The organism is Longimicrobium sp. (assembly GCF_036387355.1).
Taxonomy (GTDB): domain Bacteria; phylum Gemmatimonadota; class Gemmatimonadetes; order Longimicrobiales; family Longimicrobiaceae; genus Longimicrobium.
The window spans coordinates 15,053-32,785 of record NZ_DASVTX010000036.1 but is presented as its reverse complement, the minus strand read 5'-3'; the positions used below and the strand labels follow the sequence as shown (position 1 = coordinate 32,785).

The 17,733-nt window shown below is 70.8% G+C and carries 15 protein-coding genes; 6 read left to right on the top strand and 9 right to left on the bottom strand.

The features are described 5' to 3' along the window. Positions 1-1,219, bottom strand: a 1,219-nt coding sequence (locus tag VF665_RS01810; RefSeq protein ID WP_331051690.1) for a sensor histidine kinase, incomplete at its 3' end; no start/stop codon positions are given. Beyond that, entirely contained in the window at positions 1,216-1,905 is a 690-nt protein-coding gene (locus VF665_RS01805; protein ID WP_331051689.1) for a response regulator transcription factor, read from the bottom strand. The genes VF665_RS01805 and VF665_RS01810, both read right to left, overlap by 4 nt. A gap of 155 nt (positions 1,906-2,060) precedes the next feature. Here VF665_RS01805 and VF665_RS01800 point away from each other — a divergent pair, with 155 nt between their 5' ends. Next, positions 2,061-3,563, top strand: coding sequence for a trypsin-like peptidase domain-containing protein (locus VF665_RS01800; RefSeq protein ID WP_331051688.1), 1,503 nt, complete (start codon positions 2,061-2,063; stop codon positions 3,561-3,563). 155 nt (positions 3,564-3,718) lie between these two features. On the opposite strand, the gene VF665_RS01795 is transcribed toward VF665_RS01800, so the two are convergent. The 7 genes from VF665_RS01795 to VF665_RS01765 form a co-directional block, all read right to left on the bottom strand. Next, complete coding sequence (locus VF665_RS01795) at positions 3,719-4,879, bottom strand: hypothetical protein (RefSeq protein ID WP_331051687.1); 1,161 nt, start codon at positions 4,877-4,879, stop codon at positions 3,719-3,721. Positions 4,880-5,106: 227 nt separating this feature from the next. Further along, positions 5,107-5,352 carry a hypothetical protein gene (locus VF665_RS01790; RefSeq protein ID WP_331051686.1) on the bottom strand — a complete coding sequence of 82 codons (246 nt, stop codon included), beginning with the start codon at positions 5,350-5,352 and terminating at the stop codon, positions 5,107-5,109. Positions 5,353-5,585: 233 nt separating this feature from the next. Beyond that, the gene (locus VF665_RS01785; protein WP_331051685.1) at positions 5,586-6,620 is read right to left on the bottom strand and encodes a 6-bladed beta-propeller; all 1,035 of its coding nucleotides are present in this window, start codon (positions 6,618-6,620) and stop codon (positions 5,586-5,588) included. 294 nt (positions 6,621-6,914) lie between these two features. Continuing rightward, complete coding sequence (locus tag VF665_RS01780; protein WP_331051684.1) at positions 6,915-8,486, bottom strand: hypothetical protein; 1,572 nt, start codon at positions 8,484-8,486, stop codon at positions 6,915-6,917. A 371-nt stretch (positions 8,487-8,857) separates the two neighbouring features. Beyond that, complete coding sequence (locus tag VF665_RS01775; RefSeq protein ID WP_331051683.1) at positions 8,858-9,433, bottom strand: RES family NAD+ phosphorylase; 576 nt, start codon at positions 9,431-9,433, stop codon at positions 8,858-8,860. Then, the gene (locus VF665_RS01770) at positions 9,433-10,104 is read right to left on the bottom strand and encodes a hypothetical protein (protein ID WP_331051682.1); all 672 of its coding nucleotides are present in this window, start codon (positions 10,102-10,104) and stop codon (positions 9,433-9,435) included. The genes VF665_RS01775 and VF665_RS01770 overlap by 1 nt, the downstream gene beginning before the upstream one ends. Before the next feature lie 150 nt (positions 10,105-10,254). Continuing rightward, positions 10,255-10,845, bottom strand: a complete 591-nt coding sequence (locus VF665_RS01765; RefSeq protein ID WP_331051681.1) for an inorganic diphosphatase — start codon at positions 10,843-10,845, stop codon at positions 10,255-10,257. 161 nt (positions 10,846-11,006) lie between these two features. Between VF665_RS01765 and VF665_RS01760 the strand changes: the two genes are divergently transcribed. From VF665_RS01760 to VF665_RS01740, 5 genes are all read left to right on the top strand, one after another. Then, on the top strand, positions 11,007-11,879 hold the full coding sequence (locus VF665_RS01760) for a deoxyribonuclease IV (RefSeq protein WP_331051680.1): 873 nt from the start codon (positions 11,007-11,009) through the stop codon (positions 11,877-11,879). Positions 11,880-11,900: 21 nt separating this feature from the next. Continuing rightward, complete coding sequence (locus VF665_RS01755) at positions 11,901-12,263, top strand: DUF2946 family protein (RefSeq protein ID WP_331051679.1); 363 nt, start codon at positions 11,901-11,903, stop codon at positions 12,261-12,263. Positions 12,264-12,371: 108 nt separating this feature from the next. Further along, positions 12,372-14,624 carry a TonB-dependent receptor gene (locus VF665_RS01750; protein ID WP_331051678.1) on the top strand — a complete coding sequence of 751 codons (2,253 nt, stop codon included), beginning with the start codon at positions 12,372-12,374 and terminating at the stop codon, positions 14,622-14,624. Positions 14,625-15,381: 757 nt separating this feature from the next. Further along, positions 15,382-16,206 (top strand): GPP34 family phosphoprotein, encoded by an 825-nt coding sequence (locus VF665_RS01745; RefSeq protein ID WP_331051677.1) that lies wholly within the window; start codon positions 15,382-15,384, stop codon positions 16,204-16,206. A gap of 805 nt (positions 16,207-17,011) precedes the next feature. Next, a complete protein-coding gene (locus VF665_RS01740) occupies positions 17,012-17,647 on the top strand; it encodes a TetR/AcrR family transcriptional regulator (protein WP_331051676.1) in 636 nt (211 codons plus the stop codon). The last annotated feature ends 86 nt before the right edge of the window (positions 17,648-17,733 follow it).

Below are 17,733 nucleotides of genomic sequence, written 5' to 3'. Positions count from 1 at the left end.
GGCTGTCCACGGAGATCGTGCCGCCGTGCTTCTGCGCCACCATCTGCGCGATCGCCAGGCCCAGCCCCGTGCCGCCGCTGCGGATGCGCGCCGCGTCTTCGCGGTAGAAGCGGTCGAACACGCGGGGCAGGGCGTCGGGCGAGATGCCCGCGCCCGTGTCCGCCACGCGCACCTCCACCCAGCGCGCCGCCTCCGCCCCGTCGGCCGAGGCGGCGCCCGGCGCGTGGCGGGCGGTGAGGGTGACGGAGCCCCGCTCGGTGAACTTGATGGCGTTGCCCACCAGGTTCAGGAACAGCCGCCGCAGCGCGCCCCCGTCGCCGCGCACGCGCAGCCCCGGCGGCGCGTCCAGCCGCACTTCCACCGGGCGGTCCGCCGCCAGCGCCTCGCCCACGTCGGCCACGTCGCGCAGTACGTCCGAAAGGTCCACCGGGGCCACGTGGGCGTCGTCCACCTGCTCGCCGCGCGCCAGCGTCAGCAGGTCCTCCACCAAGTGCAGCATCTGCCGCGTCTCGTCCAGCACCTCGCCCAGCGTGTCGCGCAGTTCCTCCGCGTCGCGCGGGCGGGCCAGCGCCACCTCCGCCGTGCCTCGGATGGCGGTCAGCGGCGTGCGCAGCTCGTGGCTGGCGTCGGCCGTAAAGCTGCGCAGCGCCTCCACCGCGCGCTGCAGCCGCTCCAGCATGCCATTGTACGCCTGCGCCAGTTCCCGCAGCTCGGCGGGGCGCTCCGGCTCGTCCACGCGCCGCGCCAGCCCGCCGATGCCGATCTCCCGCGACGCCGTCACCAGGCGGTTCAGGGGCATGAGGATGCGGTTGGATGCCGTGCGCCCCACCAGCGTGGCGAACAGCGTGGTGACGGGGATGAGGACGAGGGCGATCAGCGCGAACGAGCGCAGGGCGTGGTGCTCCACGTCGCCGGTGCGGGCCACGTAGATCTCCACCTCGTCCCCCGTCACCAGCCGCGAGCGGCGGCGCAGGGTCTCCACCGAGCCCTCCGCGGGCGGCATGCGCTGCTCGATTACCGCGACGCGCGGCACGCCGGGGGCGATCAGGCGCTCCGCCGCGGCGGCCGTCTGCCGCAGCGACTGCGTGCCCGCGCGGGCCAGGGTGCGCTTGAGCAGCAGGTACGTGGCGCCCGCGAAGAGCATGAGCGCGACGAGCAGGATCAGCGAGTACCCGGCGACGATCTCCCGCCGCAGCGACCAGCGTCGGCCAAGGCTCACCCTTCGCTCTCTTCCGCGGGCGCCTTGATGGCGTAGCCCACCCCCCGCACCGTCTGGATCAGGCCGCGCTCGCGGTCGTCCAGCTTGGTGCGGAGCGAATTGATGCAGACGTCCACGATGTTCGTCCCCGGATCGAAGCGGATTCCCCACACGTGCTCCATCATGGCCGCGCGGCTCAGGGGGCGCCCCGAGTTGCGCAGCAGGTACTCCAGCGTCGCGTATTCACGCGGCGTCAGTTCCACCGGCTTTCCGCCCCGCCGCACCTCGCGGGTGGCGGGGTCCATCTCCACGTCCCCCGCCCGCAGGGTGGCGCTGGCGCCGGGGCTTCCCGCGCGCCGCAGCAGGGCGCGCAGGCGGGCAGACAACTCGCTGAACTCGAACGGCTTGGTGAGGTAGTCGTCCGCGCCCGCGTCCAGCCCGGCCACCTTGTCTTCCGTGCGGTCGCGCGCCGTGAGCAGCAGCACGGGAATGCGCACCTCGCGCTCGCGCAGGTCGCGCACGAGCTCCACGCCGGTGCGGCCGGGGATCATGACGTCCACCACCGCGGCGTCGAACCCCTGCGTGGTCGCCTTTTCGAACGCGGTGTCGCCGTCGCCCGCCACCTCGGCCACGTAGCCCTCCTCGCGCAGCCCCTTCTGCAGGAATCCGGCGATCCGCGGATTGTCTTCTACGATCAGAATGCGCATGCGTGCCCTGGATTAAGCCCGGTTAAGGGACGCCTAATCGTCCCTTAATCCCTGTCCGGAACGGGGTTTTGGCCCTCTGTGTACCCATCTGCGGCACCGGGGTGGCCGTGGGGAGCAGGGGCCGCCCGAATTCCCGAGGGAGAGGATAACTGACGATGAACGGAACTGTACGCAAGCTTGCGATGCCCGCCGTGCTGGTGGCGGGGACGGCCGCGGCCATGACGACGGCCGACATCGTGCGCGACCCGCTGCCCAGCCTGGACGCGCAGGCCAGCCGCGCGGCGGTGGCGCCGCCCGCCGCGGTGGCCACGGCGGAAGGGCTGTCCGGCGTGTTTCGCGCGGCCAGCCGCACGGCGCTTCCGGCCGTGGTGCACGTGCGCGTGAGCAGCGCGGGTCGCAGCGTGAGCATGAACATTCCGCCCGAGATGCGCGGAACGCCGTTCGAGGACATGTTCCGCGGGCAGCGGATGGGCCCGCAGGCCTCCAGCGGCTCCGGCTTCATCCTGAGCGCCGACGGCTACATCCTCACCAACAACCACGTGGTGGCCAACGCCGACCGCGTAACGGTGATCCTGGGCGACAAGCGCGAGTTCGACGCCCGCGTGGTGGGGCGCGACCCCAACACGGACGTGGCGGTGGTCAAGATCGACGCGCGCAACCTGCCGGTGGCGCGCATGGGCGACGCGGAGCGGCTGGAGGTGGGCGACTGGGTGCTGGCGCTGGGCTACCCGCTGGACCTGGGGCAGACGACCACCGCCGGCATCGTGAGCGCCAAGGGGCGCAGCCTGGGCATCATGGGGCGCAACGGCGCCGAGGCCCCGCTGGAGCACTTCATCCAGACGGACGCGGCCATCAACCCGGGCAACAGCGGCGGCCCGCTGGTGGACCTGCAGGGCAACGTGATCGGCATCAACAGCGCCATCGCCTCGCCCACCGGCTACTACTCGGGCTACGGGTTTGCGGTGCCCATCAACCTGGCGCGCCGCGTGGCGGATGACCTGATCAAGGACGGGCGCGTGCACCGGCCCATGATCGGGGTGGAGATCCGCGACGCCTCGCCGGCGGACGCCGAGGTGTTCGGCCTCCCCTCGCCGGACGGCGCGGTGGTGAGCACGGAGCCGCGGGGCGCCGCGCGTGAGGCGGGGCTGCGGATGGGCGACGTGATCGTGGGGGTGGACGGCGTGGCGATCCGCGACGCGGGCGGGCTGATGGAGGCGGTGATGCGCAGGCGCCCGGGCGACCGGGTGACGCTGGACGTGATCCGCTACGGGGACCGCCGCCGCGCCGAGGTGCGCCTGCAGGAGTACCAGGCCGAGCGCACGGCCGCCGCCGAGGCGGATGACGACGACGCGCGCGACGTATCGGACGCGGGGTCCAAGCTGGGCTTCCGTGCGGTCCCGGTGACGCCGGACATTGCGCAGGAGCTGCGGCTGCCGCGCGCCGAGGGGGTGGTGGTGGCCGAGGTGGACCCGTCGGGCGCCGCGGCCGGCGTGCTGAGCCGCGGGATGGTGATTCGCCGGGTGAACGGGCGCGAGATCGCCGATGCGGCCGCGCTGCGGACCGCGGCGTCGGCGGTGAGGCCGGGGCAGGTGGTGTCCATGCAGGTGCGCTTTCCGGACGGCCGCGAAAGCATCGTCAACTTCCGCGCGCGCAACTGAGCGTTGCGCGACGTTTTCTGAATGACGGCATAGATCGAAGGTGACCCACGGCACAGGCCGCCCCGCGAGCGCGAGGCGGCCTTTGCCGTGGGCTGATGCTTTGCGAACTGCCCTTACGCGCAGGCCGCGGGGAAGGCGGGCGCGATCCACTCTTCCTACGGCGTCACTCGATACCGGACGAGAGTGGGGACATCGAGAGAGTCGTGCTCCACCGCCCAGAGCTGAGTGCGATCAGCGTATTTCACCATGGTCCGGGCAGGGATCCGGAGTTCCGACAGTATCTCGCCCGCGGAGTCCAGCACGGTCCACCGGAAGGCCGGCTCTCCCGTCCGCTCGCGGCGCAGCCAGATGGTGCCGTCCCGGCCCAGCACCATCATGGTTACCGGGGGGAGATTGCGCGGCAGGTAGACGGTTTTCCGGAGTTCGCGGCGCAGTGCCGCGTCGGGAGCGCCGGGGCGCCGGCTCACGCCCCACCTGCCGCTTATCGCATCCAGTGTGCTGTCGGCCATGCGCTCCGGCAGCGGCACCGGCCGGTAGGGATAACGGCGGTTCAGCCGGACGTGGCCCGCCGGATCGATCCGGCGCACTCCAAAGGCGGCGCTGTCTCCCGACGGGGCCGCGGTGCGAGTGACGATGACGATCGCCGAGCCGTCGTGCGCCACTTGCTGGATCGGTGAGTCGGCAAAAGGCTGCGGGCCGTACGTGACCCCGGTGGCGGTGCGCACCTCCGAAAAAAGGTGGCGCAGTTCGACACTGTCGAGCACGCTCAGCGGCTCGCCCGCGTCGGTGAAACGTACCATCCGGTCGGTCACCGTGCGCCCGACAAGCTCCTGGAGCGGCGCCTGCCAGTATCCCAGCACGGAGCCATCGGCGAGGACGTACCCGGGAATGTTGGGCCGGCCCCGCGTCATCGCCCCCATTCCCGTGAACGACACGGACCGCACATACCGAAGGTCCGGGCCAAAGAAGCTGATGCGCCGGTTCCCGGAGTCCTGCACCCACAGGGAATCACCTCGCCACCCCAGCCCTCCGATCCGGTCGAACTCCCCCGGACCCTCGCCCTCGCGGCCGATGGCTCGAAGAAAGCGTCCGGTGCGGTCATAGGATCGGACGACGGACTCCTGCGGCTGTGTCACGTACACGTCGCCCTGTTCACTGAGGGTGACGTCGCCCACCTCCGTCAGGGCACCTGGTCCCTCGCCCGCGCCGGCGACGGCGTCGCGGGTGAGGGTCCATCCCGAAGCCGCTTCTCCGCGCGGTGCGGCGTCGCAAGCCGCGAGCAGGCACAGCATGGAAACGGTGATCGCGATTCGCATCTACTGGAGTCGGTCGGAGGAGCGGTCCTGGCACATGAGGCGGGGACGCACGATTCGCGCGCCGCGGTCTGCACGCTTGCCCCCATCTCTTTTCATGACGCCGTTCCCCCGCGACCTCCGCGAGCCCTGCGTCCTCTGCGTGCGGTGCAGTTGCAGGAACTCGGCAACGACGAAGGCCGCCTCGCACCCGCAAGGCGACCTTCATCATCCCATCCGCCAGCATGCGCTCAGAGGATCAAGAGTTCCGAGGCGCGCCGGACGCGTTCTGCAGCCTGTGCATCGTAACGCCGCGCGACGACGATTCCGCTGCAGTGCCGCTCCACCTCGTGGCCCTGCTGGACCGATTCCCACCGCGTGCTGCCAGCCAGGGCCGCGCGCTCATTGGGCTCGGCGACTCGTTGCTGGCCCGGCGCGTGTGTCCCGGCGTGGCGCGCCAGCCGGATCAGGGATCCGTCGGGCGCGAACTGGTACAAGGTCATGTTGACAGGCACTTCTCGACGACGCACCCGCTTCCGCCGCTGTCGCACCGGGAGCCGGACCCGTTGCTGTTGCAGCCACACGCGTTGCCCGTGCAGGCGCACCCCCACTGGCATTGCGCGGCGGCGCGGGCGGGAACGGCCGAAAGGCCCAGGACCAGAAAGAGCGCTGCGATCTTCCACGCGTTCATGATCTTCTCCCGGGCGTGCTGGTGAGAAAAAAACTTCGATCAACGCGGCGCCATTCGCTGCTCGTAGATGATCACCTCCGGATATTCCAGGTTGCGGATGGCGGCCAGGCGCGTGCCCCGGCGGTCGCCGAGCATGACGGCCGAGGGGGCCTGCGTCCGGCGCAGGAGCCGGCAGTCCGAGGTGAGGACGTCAAAGACGGTGCGGTCGCCGGACGGGTCCAGCACCTGGTTCAGGAGCAATCCGCCGCCCAGGTCCAGCACCGCGGAGGAGTGCACGTACCGGTTCCACCGGAGCTGCGCGGCGGCATCGGTGGTTTCCACGACGGCCGTGGGGCTGGTGGTCCACGCGGCATTGCCGGCGCACTTCTGACGGGGCGCGCCGTTCAGGTCAAAGATCCAGATTTCGTACGGGCTCTTGGTGGAGTAGACGATCGAGTTGGAGGTAACGTCCACGCTGCCGCCCAGCAGGCTGCTTTCGTAGCCGGACAGGTCCGGCGCGTTGAACACCGGGCCGAACGAGCGCTGAAACCGCCCCGCGCGGCTGAACAGGTGCAGGCTCCCCCGGGTGCTGCGGCCATACGCGGCCAGCAGCACGCGCCCGTCCGGAAGAAATCGCAGCGAGTTGACCACCCACTCCGGCGGAATCTGAAAGCTGCGCGCAAACCGCAGCGAGGGCGAAAACACGCTGATGCGGGCGAGCCCGCTGTCCCACACCCAGATGCTGTCCTGGGCATCGGCCGCCACCTGCCAGGGGCTCTGGAACTCCCCGGGCCCGCGCCCCTGCCGCCCCAGAGTCCCCACGTACCGTCCCCGGGCGTCGAACACGCGCACGTCGTGACTCTGGTCGTCTGCCACCAGCACGCGGCCGGACCGGTCCAGCGCCACGTCCATCACCCGTCCGAATGCATCGTGCTCGCCCTCCAGGCTGCCCAGCCGCAGCACCTGGCTCAGGCGCAGCACCGGCCCCGCGGCGGACGGATCGTTGATGCGGCGCGTAGGAACCGGCTGGGCGAAGGCCGTGCTCGCGAAAAGCATGAGCGCGCCGGCGGCCGCACAGAAACGGAGGCGAGTCATGGAAAGCGGCTGTTGAGGTGGGCATTCGTCCGTTCCTACTGTCTCTAAACGCGCGCAACATTCATACCAAATCGTCTGATAACGATTGCGCAGAGAGCGCGGGGTCGCCCTCTCGCACCGTTCCCCCGGCATCCCAAACCGCGTGTCCGCGGATCCACGGCGACGACGAAGGCCGCCTCGCACTCGCAAGGCGGCCTTCGTGTCTTCATCCATTTCCCGCGGACCGGGTAGAGGCCGCGAAGGAGCATCCGATCCTGTCCCCCTGCGCTCCTCCGCGAACCTCAGCCGGCCCCGTTACTTGATGCGGGCAATCATCCAGCGGCTCCCCGGCACCGTGGCCGTCGCCGAGAGCGTCGCGGCCGGCGAGCCGCCCTTGAGGGTGACGAAGAAGCTGCCGCCCGCCACCTGCGTGAACTCCTGCGCCGCGCCGTTCCCGGTGCGCACTTCCGCCGCGGCCTTCCAGCCGTAGTACGAGTCCGGCCCGCTGACCGCGTGATACACGGGGTTGTTCAACGCCGGGTTGCTGGTGCGGTCGTCCGCGGCCTGGGTGAGCGTCCACGTAAGCACCGCCGCCGCGGGATCCCACGAACCGCCCATCCGAGCGCGCATCCGCTCCACCAGCCCCGCCGTGCCGCCCTCGCCGTCGTCGCCGTACCACCCCTCCACCGCGCCGCGCGAAACCTCGGCCAGCGCCGCGTCGGCGTTCATCCCCGACGAAACCAGGCGCATCTGCAGGTCGCGCAGCAGGCTGGCGGCGTCGTAGTAGCCCCAGGTGACCCGGCCGCGCGCGTCCGCCGGCTCCAGGGCGTAGATCACGCCCGGGCGGCGGGCGTCCAGGTAGTCCGTCCAGTGCCAGTTGGCCGCGACGCCCACTTCCAGGTAGCGGCGCAGCAGGTCCATCCCCATCAGGTCCGCGCCGCCTTCCAGCGACCACGCCGCCGACGCCGGAGCCGCGTGCCCCGCCGAGCGGACCCACCGCACCTGCCAGGCATGGGTCAGTTCGTGGGCCAGCGTCTTTACGCGGTAGCTCACGTGGTCGTACATGTCGAAGCCCTCGCCGCGGCCGCCGCGCAGGTTGGTGTTGAGCCACACCATGCTGCGCGTGCCCGACGCGTCGTCCTGCGTCCACGTGGCCGCGGCGCCCTTGTCTGCCGGCCACGCGGCGGCCAGCACGAGCAGCTGCCCGCTCGCCGTGCTCGTTACCGGCGCATCGCCGCCGAACGATGCCGCCAGCACCGTCTCGCCCTGGCCCGCCAGAAAGCGCAGCGCCTTTTCGCTCTGGTCCAGCATGCCGCCCGCGCCGTCCGCGTCGCTCTCAATCACCGCGAGGACGAACCGGCCCTCCACCGCCACCACCTTGGCCGGCACCGTTCCCGTTCCCGTCATCGGCTTGACCGCAAAGCGCTCACCCTCGCGCCACGGCGTGCTGCGGGCGTACACCTCGCCGTCCGTCCCCGCGGACGAAGAGTTGTTGTGCAGGTCGCCCGCGGGAGCCACTTCGTCCGTCGCGGAGCGCGAGGCGGCGGCGCGGAAGGCAGAGGGGCCGCGGCTCTGGTCGGCCACCGTGTAGCGCGGCTCCGAGAACCCGCCGGTCGCCTGCCGGTCGCGCGCGGCGTCCAGCGCACGGGCATCGTATCCCGCCAGCGCGTACTCGCCGTCCGACTTCGTCAACGCGAAGCAGCGCGCCTCCGCCTCGGTCAGCACGCGGGTCTCGCCCGGCTGCAGCGCAAAGCTGGCGGCCGCGGCGCACCCCGCCGAGGCGACGGCGTCGGTGGCGGTCACGGAACCGCCGCCGGATCCCCCACCGCTGCAGGCGGCCAGAAGGGTCAGGGCGGACAGGGCGGAGACGAGGACGTGGGTGCGCATGGCAGGAACTCCGGCGGGGAGGGCCGCGCATCGCTGCGCGGTGTGTCGTGCCCTCTCCCAAGGCCAGCTCCGTACCCGGCGCGCCTGTTACGCTAAGTGCATATCAAAATATGATTTACGAGGGTTTATGCCGCATTGTCAACGATGCCGGAGTGTACGGAATTCGAACAGCGGGTGCGGTGTGGGATGCGAGTTCGCGCGCCGCGACGGGCTTTCTGGCCATCTGTCCGAAATTCGTACACGGCAGAACCGCCGTCCGCGATCCGGGCAGGCGCCGCAAGTTGTGCTTGCAGAAAGACAAACGCCCGCTCGCCGAGACGGCGAACGGGCGTTGTTCGATGATCACGGACTCGCTTCGAAGTCCGGCGAGGTCAGACGAGTGCGATTGAATACTGGTCCAGCACGGGGCCGATCACGTTGCGGTCGCCCAGCGGCTGGGTGGCGCTCAACGGGCCGAGTGCAGGCTCTGCGCGGTCGTACAGGGCCCAGCAGAGCCGCGCGTTGTCCCACCGCGACCGGTACTGAATGCCGTCGATCTCCGGATGGCGATGATGGACGTCGCGGCTCAGGGCCTGGCACTCGGCGTACGGCTCCGCGTGCGTCCGCCCCGCGTCGATCCCCAGGCGCGGCAGCCCGGCGCCTTCGAACTGCAGCACGCGCAGGTCTCTGCGGACGGGCAGCGCGGAGGCGGACCGCTGGAGCGCGTCGGTGTGCGCAACCACGCGGCCCGCCCCCCGCACCAACGTTTCCAGGAACGCCACGGCGAGGCTGTCGCCGAAGTAGCAGACGCCGAACTCGTGATCGGCGGCATCAAAGCGGAAGCGCGCCGGACGCCTTTGGTCCGGCCCGAACCACACCGCTCCCATCGCGGCGGGGTGAACGCGCCAGAGCACGGTGCCCGCGGGGACCACCACGCACGGAGGCGCATCGGGGATGATGATCGCCATCAGGCCGCGCCGTGCCCTCCGTACGTCCCCAGCCGCGCCACGAGCCCGGCGCGAACGTCATCGTCCGCGATGCGGTCCAGCAGCGTATCGCCTTCGCGGCCCGGCGCCGCTTCCACCAGGATGGAAAGCAGCACCCAGGGATTCATGTCCGCCGCGGCCCGCACGACTTCGGGGATACCGGGCTGCACTCCGCCAGCGGCGATGTCGAACTGGCGCGCGGGAAAGGCCCACGCTCCGCGCGAGAGCGGAACCGCGAGGATGGTCCGCCGCTCCATCCGCTGCTTTACCGCCTGGATGGAGATGCCCAGCAGGCCGGCAACCTGGTGCGACGAAAGGAAGCCTCCCGCATCTCCCAGCATCTTCTCCTTCGCGGCCGCGCCCCGCAGCAGCGCAGAGACCAGGGATGACGATCCCGCGCCGGGTACGTCCGGCGCTTCCGCGGCGACGGCGGCCACGGAGCCGATCGCGCTCGGCGCCTCCAGCGCGCGCAGCAGGCCGGGGACGTCCATGCGGTTCACCGCGTCGTCTACGTAGGCGTGAATGCGGCGGCGCAGCGTCGTTTGCAGGTCCGCGCGGTCCACGGCGGCCTCGCGGCTTTTCGTCCCGCCGCCCGGCTCCGCGTCCGACCCCCCGGACCCGCCGCCGCGGTCCTCCGCAAATCCGTAGTTCATTTCGCCCTCCTTGCACCCGTGCTGAATGCGTACCCAATGCACCAACTGCAAGGTAGCGGCCTGGCGTGCATTTGACAACAGAACGGGGCGCCCGCGTGGACGCCCCGTTTCTCCTCTGTGTCTCTGTAAAACCGCAGTTGCAGTTCGCTCCTACAGCTCGTGGCCGGCGCGCTCGGCGGCGACCTGCTGGGCCAGCCTGCCCAGGCTCTCGGCTTGGCGCTTGACCGCGTAGCGCGCCATGCACTCCACGATCACCGCGCGCGCGGACGCCTCGTCCTCCCACCCCATGGGGTGCACGCGGCCGCCTTCCAGGTCCTTGTACACGCTGAAAAAGTGCTCCACCTCGCGCAGAAAGTGCGGGGCCACGTCCGTGAGCCGCGCGTACTCGTCGTACAGCGGGTCGCGGGCGGGGACGCACAGCACCTTCTCGTCCATCTCGTCCTTGTCGGTCATCCGAAAGATGCCGATGGGGCGGACCTCGATGATGCACCCGGGAAAGGTGGGCACCGTGGTCATCACGATGGCGTCGAGCGGGTCGTCGTCCTGCGCGTACGTCTGCGGAAAGAATCCGTAGTCGCCGGGATAGTGCACCGAGCTGTACAGCAGCCGGTCCAGCTTGAACATCCCGGTGTTCTTGTCCAGCTCATATTTGTTGCGGCTGCCGCGGGGGATCTCCACCACCACGTGCATCCGGTCAGGCGCGTCGGGGCCAGGCTCCAGCTCGTGCCAGGGATGAAACATCACTCCTCCGTCAAACGGTTCCGGTCAGGGGCGGGCACGGCGGAACCAGGCTCCGCCGGGCCGCAAAGATACCATCGCCGGGCGCGCGTTGACACCCCCGCGCACCCCGTCTACCTTGGCCGGCGAAAGCCCGGACCGCCGTCCCGAGACCCCGATCCATCGTGCTGCTGGGAGCCCACGTTTCCACCGCGGGAGGGTGCCGCAACGCACCTCCGCGCGCCGCCGCCATCGGCGCGTCCGCCATCCAGGTGTTCACCAAGCAGCCCAACCGCTGGGCCGAGGTGGAGGTGGTGGACGACGAGTGCTCCGCCTTTCGCTCGGGCATCCAGGAGCACGGCGTGGTGTTCGCCAACGCCCATGACTCGTACCTCATCAACCTGGCCACGGCGGACCCCATCCTCCGCGAGCGCAGCTACGCCGCCTTTGTGGGCGAACTGCGCCGCGCGGACCGGCTGGGGCTGCACGCGCTGGTCACCCACCCCGGCAACGCCACGGACGGCGACCTCCCGCGCGGGCTGGCGCAGAACGCCGAACTGATCGAGCGCGCGCTGGAAGAGGTGAGGGGCACCGTCGCCGTCCTGCTGGAGACCACGGCGGGGTCGGGAAAGGTGATCGGGTCGCGCTTTGACGAACTGGCGGAGATGATCGCCCGCATCAACCCGGCGACGCGCGACCGCGTGGGAGTGTGCGTGGACACCTGCCACGTGTACGCGGCCGGCTACGACCTGCGCGGCGACTACGACGGCGTGGTCAACCAGCTTGCCGACACGGTCGGCCTCCACAAGGTCGGCCTGTTCCACCTGAACGATTCGGCGACGCCGTTCGCCAGCCGCAAGGACCGGCACGCGGCCATCGGCGAGGGCTCGCTGGGCGACGAGCCGTTCCGCCGGCTGATGACGGACACGCGCTTCGCCCACGTCCCCAAGGTGCTGGAAACGCCCAAGGGCGACGACTCCAAGGACATGGTTTCGCTGGACCTGATGAACCTGGCGCGGCTGCGGTCGTACCTGCGGGACGGGGAACCCGCGCCCTGACGCCGGGGTAGCCGCAACACGATGAAACACGCCTTCCGCCCCGCCACGCCTCTGCGCCGCTTTCTGGCGCTGCTGGGAGTGTGCCTGCACCTGCTGGGTGCGGTCGCGCTCCGCGAGGTGCACACGTGGGGGCTGGCGTCAGCCGTCGAGCGCGCCGCGCAGGATTCCGGGCCGCGCGACGACAAGCAGCAACGCGTTCCCCCGCACGACGAGCAGCACTGCGTCCTTTGCCACGCGGCCGGCAACGCCGCGCTGGCGGCGGACGGACCGGAGATCCCCGTTTGCGAGGCGGCCGGCCCGGCCGAGTTCCGCGCGCCGGCCCGGCCCGCCGCCCCCCGCCTGGCGCGCGACGCCCGCGCCCGCGCCCCGCCCGCCCTTTCCTGATCCACGCCGCCCTCCGTGGCGGCATCCGTCATTCGCACCGGCCGGACGGCTCCCCGCGCGGGAGGCCGGCCCGGTGCGCACGCATCCGGATTCAGGAGTATCCATCCCATGTCGACCCGATTCGGGCGCGGCGCCCTGCTGGCGCTGCTCGCTCTGCTCGTTTGTTCCGGCACCGCCCACGCCGCGGCCGCCGACTCCGCCGACGCGCCGCCCATTACCGGCGTGGTGCGCGACACTGCCGGCGTTCCGCTGGCCAACGCCCGCGTGATCATCAACGAGGTGAACCGCTCCACCGTCACGGGGAGCGACGGCACGTTCACCTTCCGCTCGCTGCGGGCCGGCACCTATCACGTGGACGCTACGCTGCTGGGCTACGCGCCCGGCCACGCCGTGGTCACCGTGCCCGAGGCGGGCGCCGACGTGCGCGTGGTGATCACCATGCGCAGCACGGTGCTTTCGCTGGAGGGGATCAACGTCACCGCCAGCGCCCGCAGCGCCGATCCGCTCAACATCACGCAGTCCACGGTGGAACTGTCCGGCAAGGCGCTGGACCGCAGCGTGGGGGCCAGCGTGGCCCAGACGCTGTCGACCCAGCCGGGGCTGAGCGTGCGCTACGGCGGCCCGGCGGCGAGCACGCCCGTGATCCGCGGGCTGGCGGGCGAGCGGGTGCTCGTGGTGCAGAACGGGCAGCGCACGGGCGACCTGTCGTCTACGTCGGCGGACCACGCGCTCAGCGTGGACCCGCTGGCGGCGAGCCGCATTGAGGTGGTGCGCGGCCCCGCGTCGCTGCTGTACGGCAACAACGCGCTGGGCGGCGTGGTGAACGTGATCGCGACGGACATCCCCACCACCATCCCCGGCCGCACCTCCGGCTTTCTGGCTCTGCAGGGCGAGTCGGTGAACCCTGGCGGCGCACTCACGGGCGAAATGACCGCGCCGGTGAGCAGCACGCTGGCGGTGACGGCCCGCGCCGGCGGCCGCGACGTGCAGGACACCCGCGTGGGCGGGGGCGGGCAGCTGGACAACACTTTTTACCGCAACCTGTACGGCACGGCGGGGCTGGGCTACGTGACGGAGCGCGTGCAGGGCGGCGTTTCGTTCGGCGGCTACACGTTCAAGTACGGCCTTCCCACGCTTCCCGGAGCCGAAGAGTCGGGCGTAAGCATCGACGGAGACCGGTTCGAGGGTACGGGGCGGCTGGACGTGGCCATGGGACGCAGCGGCTTCACCAACCTGCGGGTGGACGGCAGCGCGCAGCGCTACGGCCACGACGAGATCGAGTCCGGCGGCGAGGTGGGGACGCGGTTCCGGCTGGACACGCAGACGGGGAGCGTAACGGCGCGCACGGCGTACGGCCGGCTGACGGGCGCGCTGGGCGTGTCGGGGCTGCGCAAGGACTACTCGCCGGAAGGCGAAGAGGCGCTCACGCCCGGCGCGGCGAGCGTGAACGGCGGCGCCTTCGTGTACCAGGAACTGGCGCTCTCGGGCGAGCGCAACGGGCCGTCGCTGCAGGCGGGCGCGCGCTACGACGCGTACCGCGTGTCGCCGGAGGAGACGGACGACCCTCGCTTTGCGCGGGTGCGGCAGCGCGACTTCAACAACTTCAGCGGCTCGCTGGGGCTCAACGTGCCGCTGAACGACAACCTGTCGGCCAGCGTGAGCGTGGCGCGCAGCTTCCGGGCGCCCACGGTGGAGGAGCTGTACTCCAACGCGTTCCACCACGCGGTCGGCACGTACGACATCGGCGACCCGGAGCTGGCGCTGGAGACCAACCGCGGCGCCGAGGCGGTGCTGCGTGCGCAATCGGAGCGGGTGAACGCGCAGTTCTCCACCTTCTACAACCGCATCGACAACTACATCACCGCGGACGTGGTGGGCGACACCACCATCGTGGATGAGGAGCACGGCGAGGAAACCGTGCCGCTGAACGTGTTCCGCCAGGCAGACGCGCAGCTTCGCGGGGTGGAGGGGCAGGTGGAGCTGGTGACGGCGCGCCACCTGGTGCTGGGGGTGATGGGCGACGTGGTGCGCGGCGACTTCATCGGCGGCGGCGCGCTGCCGTTCATGCCGGCGGCGCGGGTGGGCGGATCGGTGCGCTGGGATGACGGCAAGTACTCCGTGAGCCTGGACGGGCGCCACGCCTTCGCGCAGGACCGCACCGACATGGTGGAGTTCCGAACCGACGCGTACACGCTGGTGAACCTGAGCACGGGGATCAGCCTGCGGCGGGACGCGCGCATTCACAGCATCGTGCTGCGCGCCGACAACCTGCTGGACGAGGCGTACCGCGAGCCCACCAGCCGGCTGCTGGTGCCCTCGCCGGGCCGCAATCTGTCGCTCGTGTACCGCGTGCTGTTCTGACGGCGGATGACGGCGTGCGGCGGACGACGGGCTGACCGGGGCGGGTGGTGGACGATGCGGGGCGGGGAAGCGAACGGGCTTTCCCGCCCCGTTCCTCGTGCGGGATGATGATGACGCGCCGGGCGGGCTCTAGGGCGGCCCCCACCCGGGCCGGCACCACCGGCCCACCCTCCCCCAAAACGGACTGGGGGAGGGTTGATGGAACCCCGCGCACTGAGCGACGGGAAGTCGCCGCAACAACGGCGGAAAGTCCCCCCAAACGGACGGGGGGACTTCACCTGCACGCGGCGAATCGCCCGGCGCGGGGTGGCAGTCATCGATCCGGCGAGTGGGGGTTGAGCGAGTGAACTCGCCGCAACCACGGCTGAAAGCCTCACGATACTGCCGTGAGGCTGGCACCTGCGCCGGCGACGAGGGTCAGTGCCGAACGCCGCCCGCGCGCTGAGGTCTCCCTTTCTCCCGCGACAGCGGGGGAGAGGGCCGGGGAGAGGGGGCCTCTCCGACCGCGCGGCACCGTCCGAAGCGCACCCAAGCCGCTGTTCTCCCCTCTCCGTGCGTCTGTTTGCACGGGGAGGGGCCGGGGGAGGGGTCCGCGCGCAGCGCGACCCTTCGTTGTCTCAACCTCTCTTGGAGCGGATGATTGTGCCGCGTCGAACGTCTCATTCGTGTCACAAACCCCCGCGCGGGAAACCCGCCATCGCCGGCTATCGTACTGCCGTGCACAGACAGTCCCGATTCCTCGCACCGTACGGAGTGGATGAGCGGCACCGGGCAGGCTCTGACCCCCACCGAGGCCCAGGTTCTTCTGGAGCCGAACAGCATTCCCCCGCAGAAGGCGCTTCGCACCGCCCTGATGCACCTGGCCGGCGCCGGCCATCTACGCCTCCTGGACGGGCCTCCGCGTCCCTGGTGGTGGGGCGGCAGCCGCAAACGCGTGCGTCGCGCGGCGCGCAACTCGCCCCTTCCCGGCCACCTCTCCGCGGTGATGGCGGCGCTCTTCCCCCCGTCCAAGCCGGACGAACCGCTCTCCCCGGAAGAAATGACGACACGCCTGCAGGCGGCCTTCGGATACTCGTACGGACAATTCCTCTCCGGCCACGTGCTCCCGGAGTTGGTGAGCCGCGGGCTGCTGGAGGTGGAGGAGTACCGTCTGCTGCGCCTGTTTCCGCAGCGCCGCTACAGGCACACGGCGCAAGGTGAAGCGGCGCGTGCATGGGTGCAGGGAGCGCTGCAGCCCGCGAGGCACCTGCCCGAACTGCTGCGGCGCGATCCCGCGGGCGCCGCCGCCGCATCCGCCCGCCTGGGCGGGCTGGTGCTCATCGCGGACGAACTGCGTCCCCACCTGGCGGACCTCGCCGCTGCCGCCCGCGGCAACCCCACCATGCCCGAGATGATCACGATGCTGGACGGGGTGGCCGAGGATGAGCGCCGCATCGCGTGGCTGGACGCTGTCGAGATCCTGGGCGAAGTGGATTGGGGGGGCGTGCTGGAGGCCGTTGACGGCGTGGGCAGCGCGTTCGACAGCGCGGACGCGGGCGGGAGTGATGGGGGCGGCGACGGGGACGGCGGCGGAGGAGAGTAGGCCGGCCCGGGAGAATGCCGAGAACGTCAGCCGGCCATTCACCTCGGCCTGTGAGAGTCATCCTGAAGGAGCGGCGCACCGCACCGTCCGCCGCGCTGAGACCTGTGCGAGTGAAGGATCCCGGACCGAAGCATCCGCGCGGCCGCTGTCCGGCGCGGCGTGCCCCGGCCTTTTCGCCGCGGCGGCCCGGACCGGAGCGCGCCACGCAACCTGTCGCGTGCCGGAAGCGGTGTAGCGGGTGCTTCCGTCGCCGCCCGAGTGTGGTGCAGGCAGATGACGCCGTGCGGCGCCTCCTTCAGTGCACGCCGAGAACGCGAGCCGGCCGTGCCACGCCGGCGTCCGAGGGTTATCCTGAAGGAGCGGCGCACCGCATCGTCCGCCGCGCTGAGCCCTGTAGGACTGAAGGATCCCGGACCGAAGCATCCGCGCGGCCGCTGTCCGGCGCGGCGTGCCCCGGCCTTCTCGCGGCGCCCGCAGGCCCCGGCGCACGCCACGCAACCCGGGGTGCATCGGATGCGGTGGCGCGGGATTCTTCAATCGGCGCCCCGAGTGTGGGCACGGGGATGGCCCGCGCGGCGCCTCCTTCAGAATGACACTCACGCGCCGAGGCGTATGGGCGGGGGAGGGGGGCGCTACACGCTTTCGATGACACTCACGCGCCGAGGCGGTGGGGCGAGAGGTTGCCGAACATGCTCTGGGCCTGTGCGCCTCACGTCCTGATCGCGACGATCGTCAACTTACTTGACACTGTTAGGTGGGCGATGTACGTTGCGCTCACGAACAGCGCGGACCGAAGGAGCGAGGGATGGGGACCAAGGAGCGGCGGGAGCGGGAGCGGGCAGAAACGAGGGCCAGGATCCTGGACGCGGCGCGCGAAATGTTCGCCACGCAGGGAGTCGGGGCCGTCACCATGCGCGCCATCGCGGAGCGCATCGAGTACACGCCCACGGCCATCTACCACCACTTCAAGGACAAGGACGCCCTCATCATCGAGCTCTGCCACGCGGACTTCCGGCTGCTGGGCGTGGAGTTGGGCCGGTCCGTGCGCATCGCCGACCCCGTGGAGCGGCTGCGGCGCATCGGGACGGCGTACGTGCAGTTCGCCATCACCCACCCGCATCACTACCACGTGATGTTCATGACCGCCACCCCGGCGCACGATCACGACGACGTCTCCATCCAGAAGAACAACCCGGAAGAAGACGCCTACGGCCTCCTGGTGCAGACCGTGGCCGAGGGGATCGCCGCCGGCCGCTTTCGCCCCGAGTTCACGGACGCCCACGAACTGGCCCAGATCCACTGGAGCGGGATCCACGGTGTGATCTCGCTGCACATGGCCAAGAAGTCGGATGCATGGATCGACTGGCGCGACATGGCCACGACCGCGGCCCGGATGATCGACGTGCTGGTGCGCGGAACCACTCTCCCGGAGGAAGCATGATGCTGCCCCATCGCCCGGCCCCCCGCGGGGGAAGCCGCTTTTTTTTGGTCCGCCACCTAACATTGTTAGATGAAAGGACAACATCA

What these genes read in the sequence shown, in the direction of transcription:
- VF665_RS01805 (WP_331051689.1), bottom strand. Translation starts at nt 1,905, where the DNA reads ATGCGCATTCTGATCGTAGAAGACAATCCGCGGATCGCCGGATTCCTG.
- VF665_RS01800 (WP_331051688.1), top strand. Translation starts at nt 2,061, where the DNA reads ATGAACGGAACTGTACGCAAGCTTGCGATGCCCGCCGTGCTGGTGGCG.
- VF665_RS01795 (WP_331051687.1), bottom strand. Translation starts at nt 4,879, where the DNA reads ATGCGAATCGCGATCACCGTTTCCATGCTGTGCCTGCTCGCGGCTTGC.
- VF665_RS01785 (WP_331051685.1), bottom strand. Translation starts at nt 6,620, where the DNA reads ATGACTCGCCTCCGTTTCTGTGCGGCCGCCGGCGCGCTCATGCTTTTC.
- VF665_RS01780 (WP_331051684.1), bottom strand. Translation starts at nt 8,486, where the DNA reads ATGCGCACCCACGTCCTCGTCTCCGCCCTGTCCGCCCTGACCCTTCTG.
- VF665_RS01775 (WP_331051683.1), bottom strand. Translation starts at nt 9,433, where the DNA reads ATGGCGATCATCATCCCCGATGCGCCTCCGTGCGTGGTGGTCCCCGCG.
- VF665_RS01770 (WP_331051682.1), bottom strand. Translation starts at nt 10,104, where the DNA reads ATGAACTACGGATTTGCGGAGGACCGCGGCGGCGGGTCCGGGGGGTCG.
- VF665_RS01765 (WP_331051681.1), bottom strand. Translation starts at nt 10,845, where the DNA reads ATGTTTCATCCCTGGCACGAGCTGGAGCCTGGCCCCGACGCGCCTGAC.
- VF665_RS01755 (WP_331051679.1), top strand. Translation starts at nt 11,901, where the DNA reads ATGAAACACGCCTTCCGCCCCGCCACGCCTCTGCGCCGCTTTCTGGCG.
- VF665_RS01750 (WP_331051678.1), top strand. Translation starts at nt 12,372, where the DNA reads ATGTCGACCCGATTCGGGCGCGGCGCCCTGCTGGCGCTGCTCGCTCTG.
- VF665_RS01745 (WP_331051677.1), top strand. Translation starts at nt 15,382, where the DNA reads ATGAGCGGCACCGGGCAGGCTCTGACCCCCACCGAGGCCCAGGTTCTT.
- VF665_RS01740 (WP_331051676.1), top strand. Translation starts at nt 17,012, where the DNA reads ATGGGGACCAAGGAGCGGCGGGAGCGGGAGCGGGCAGAAACGAGGGCC.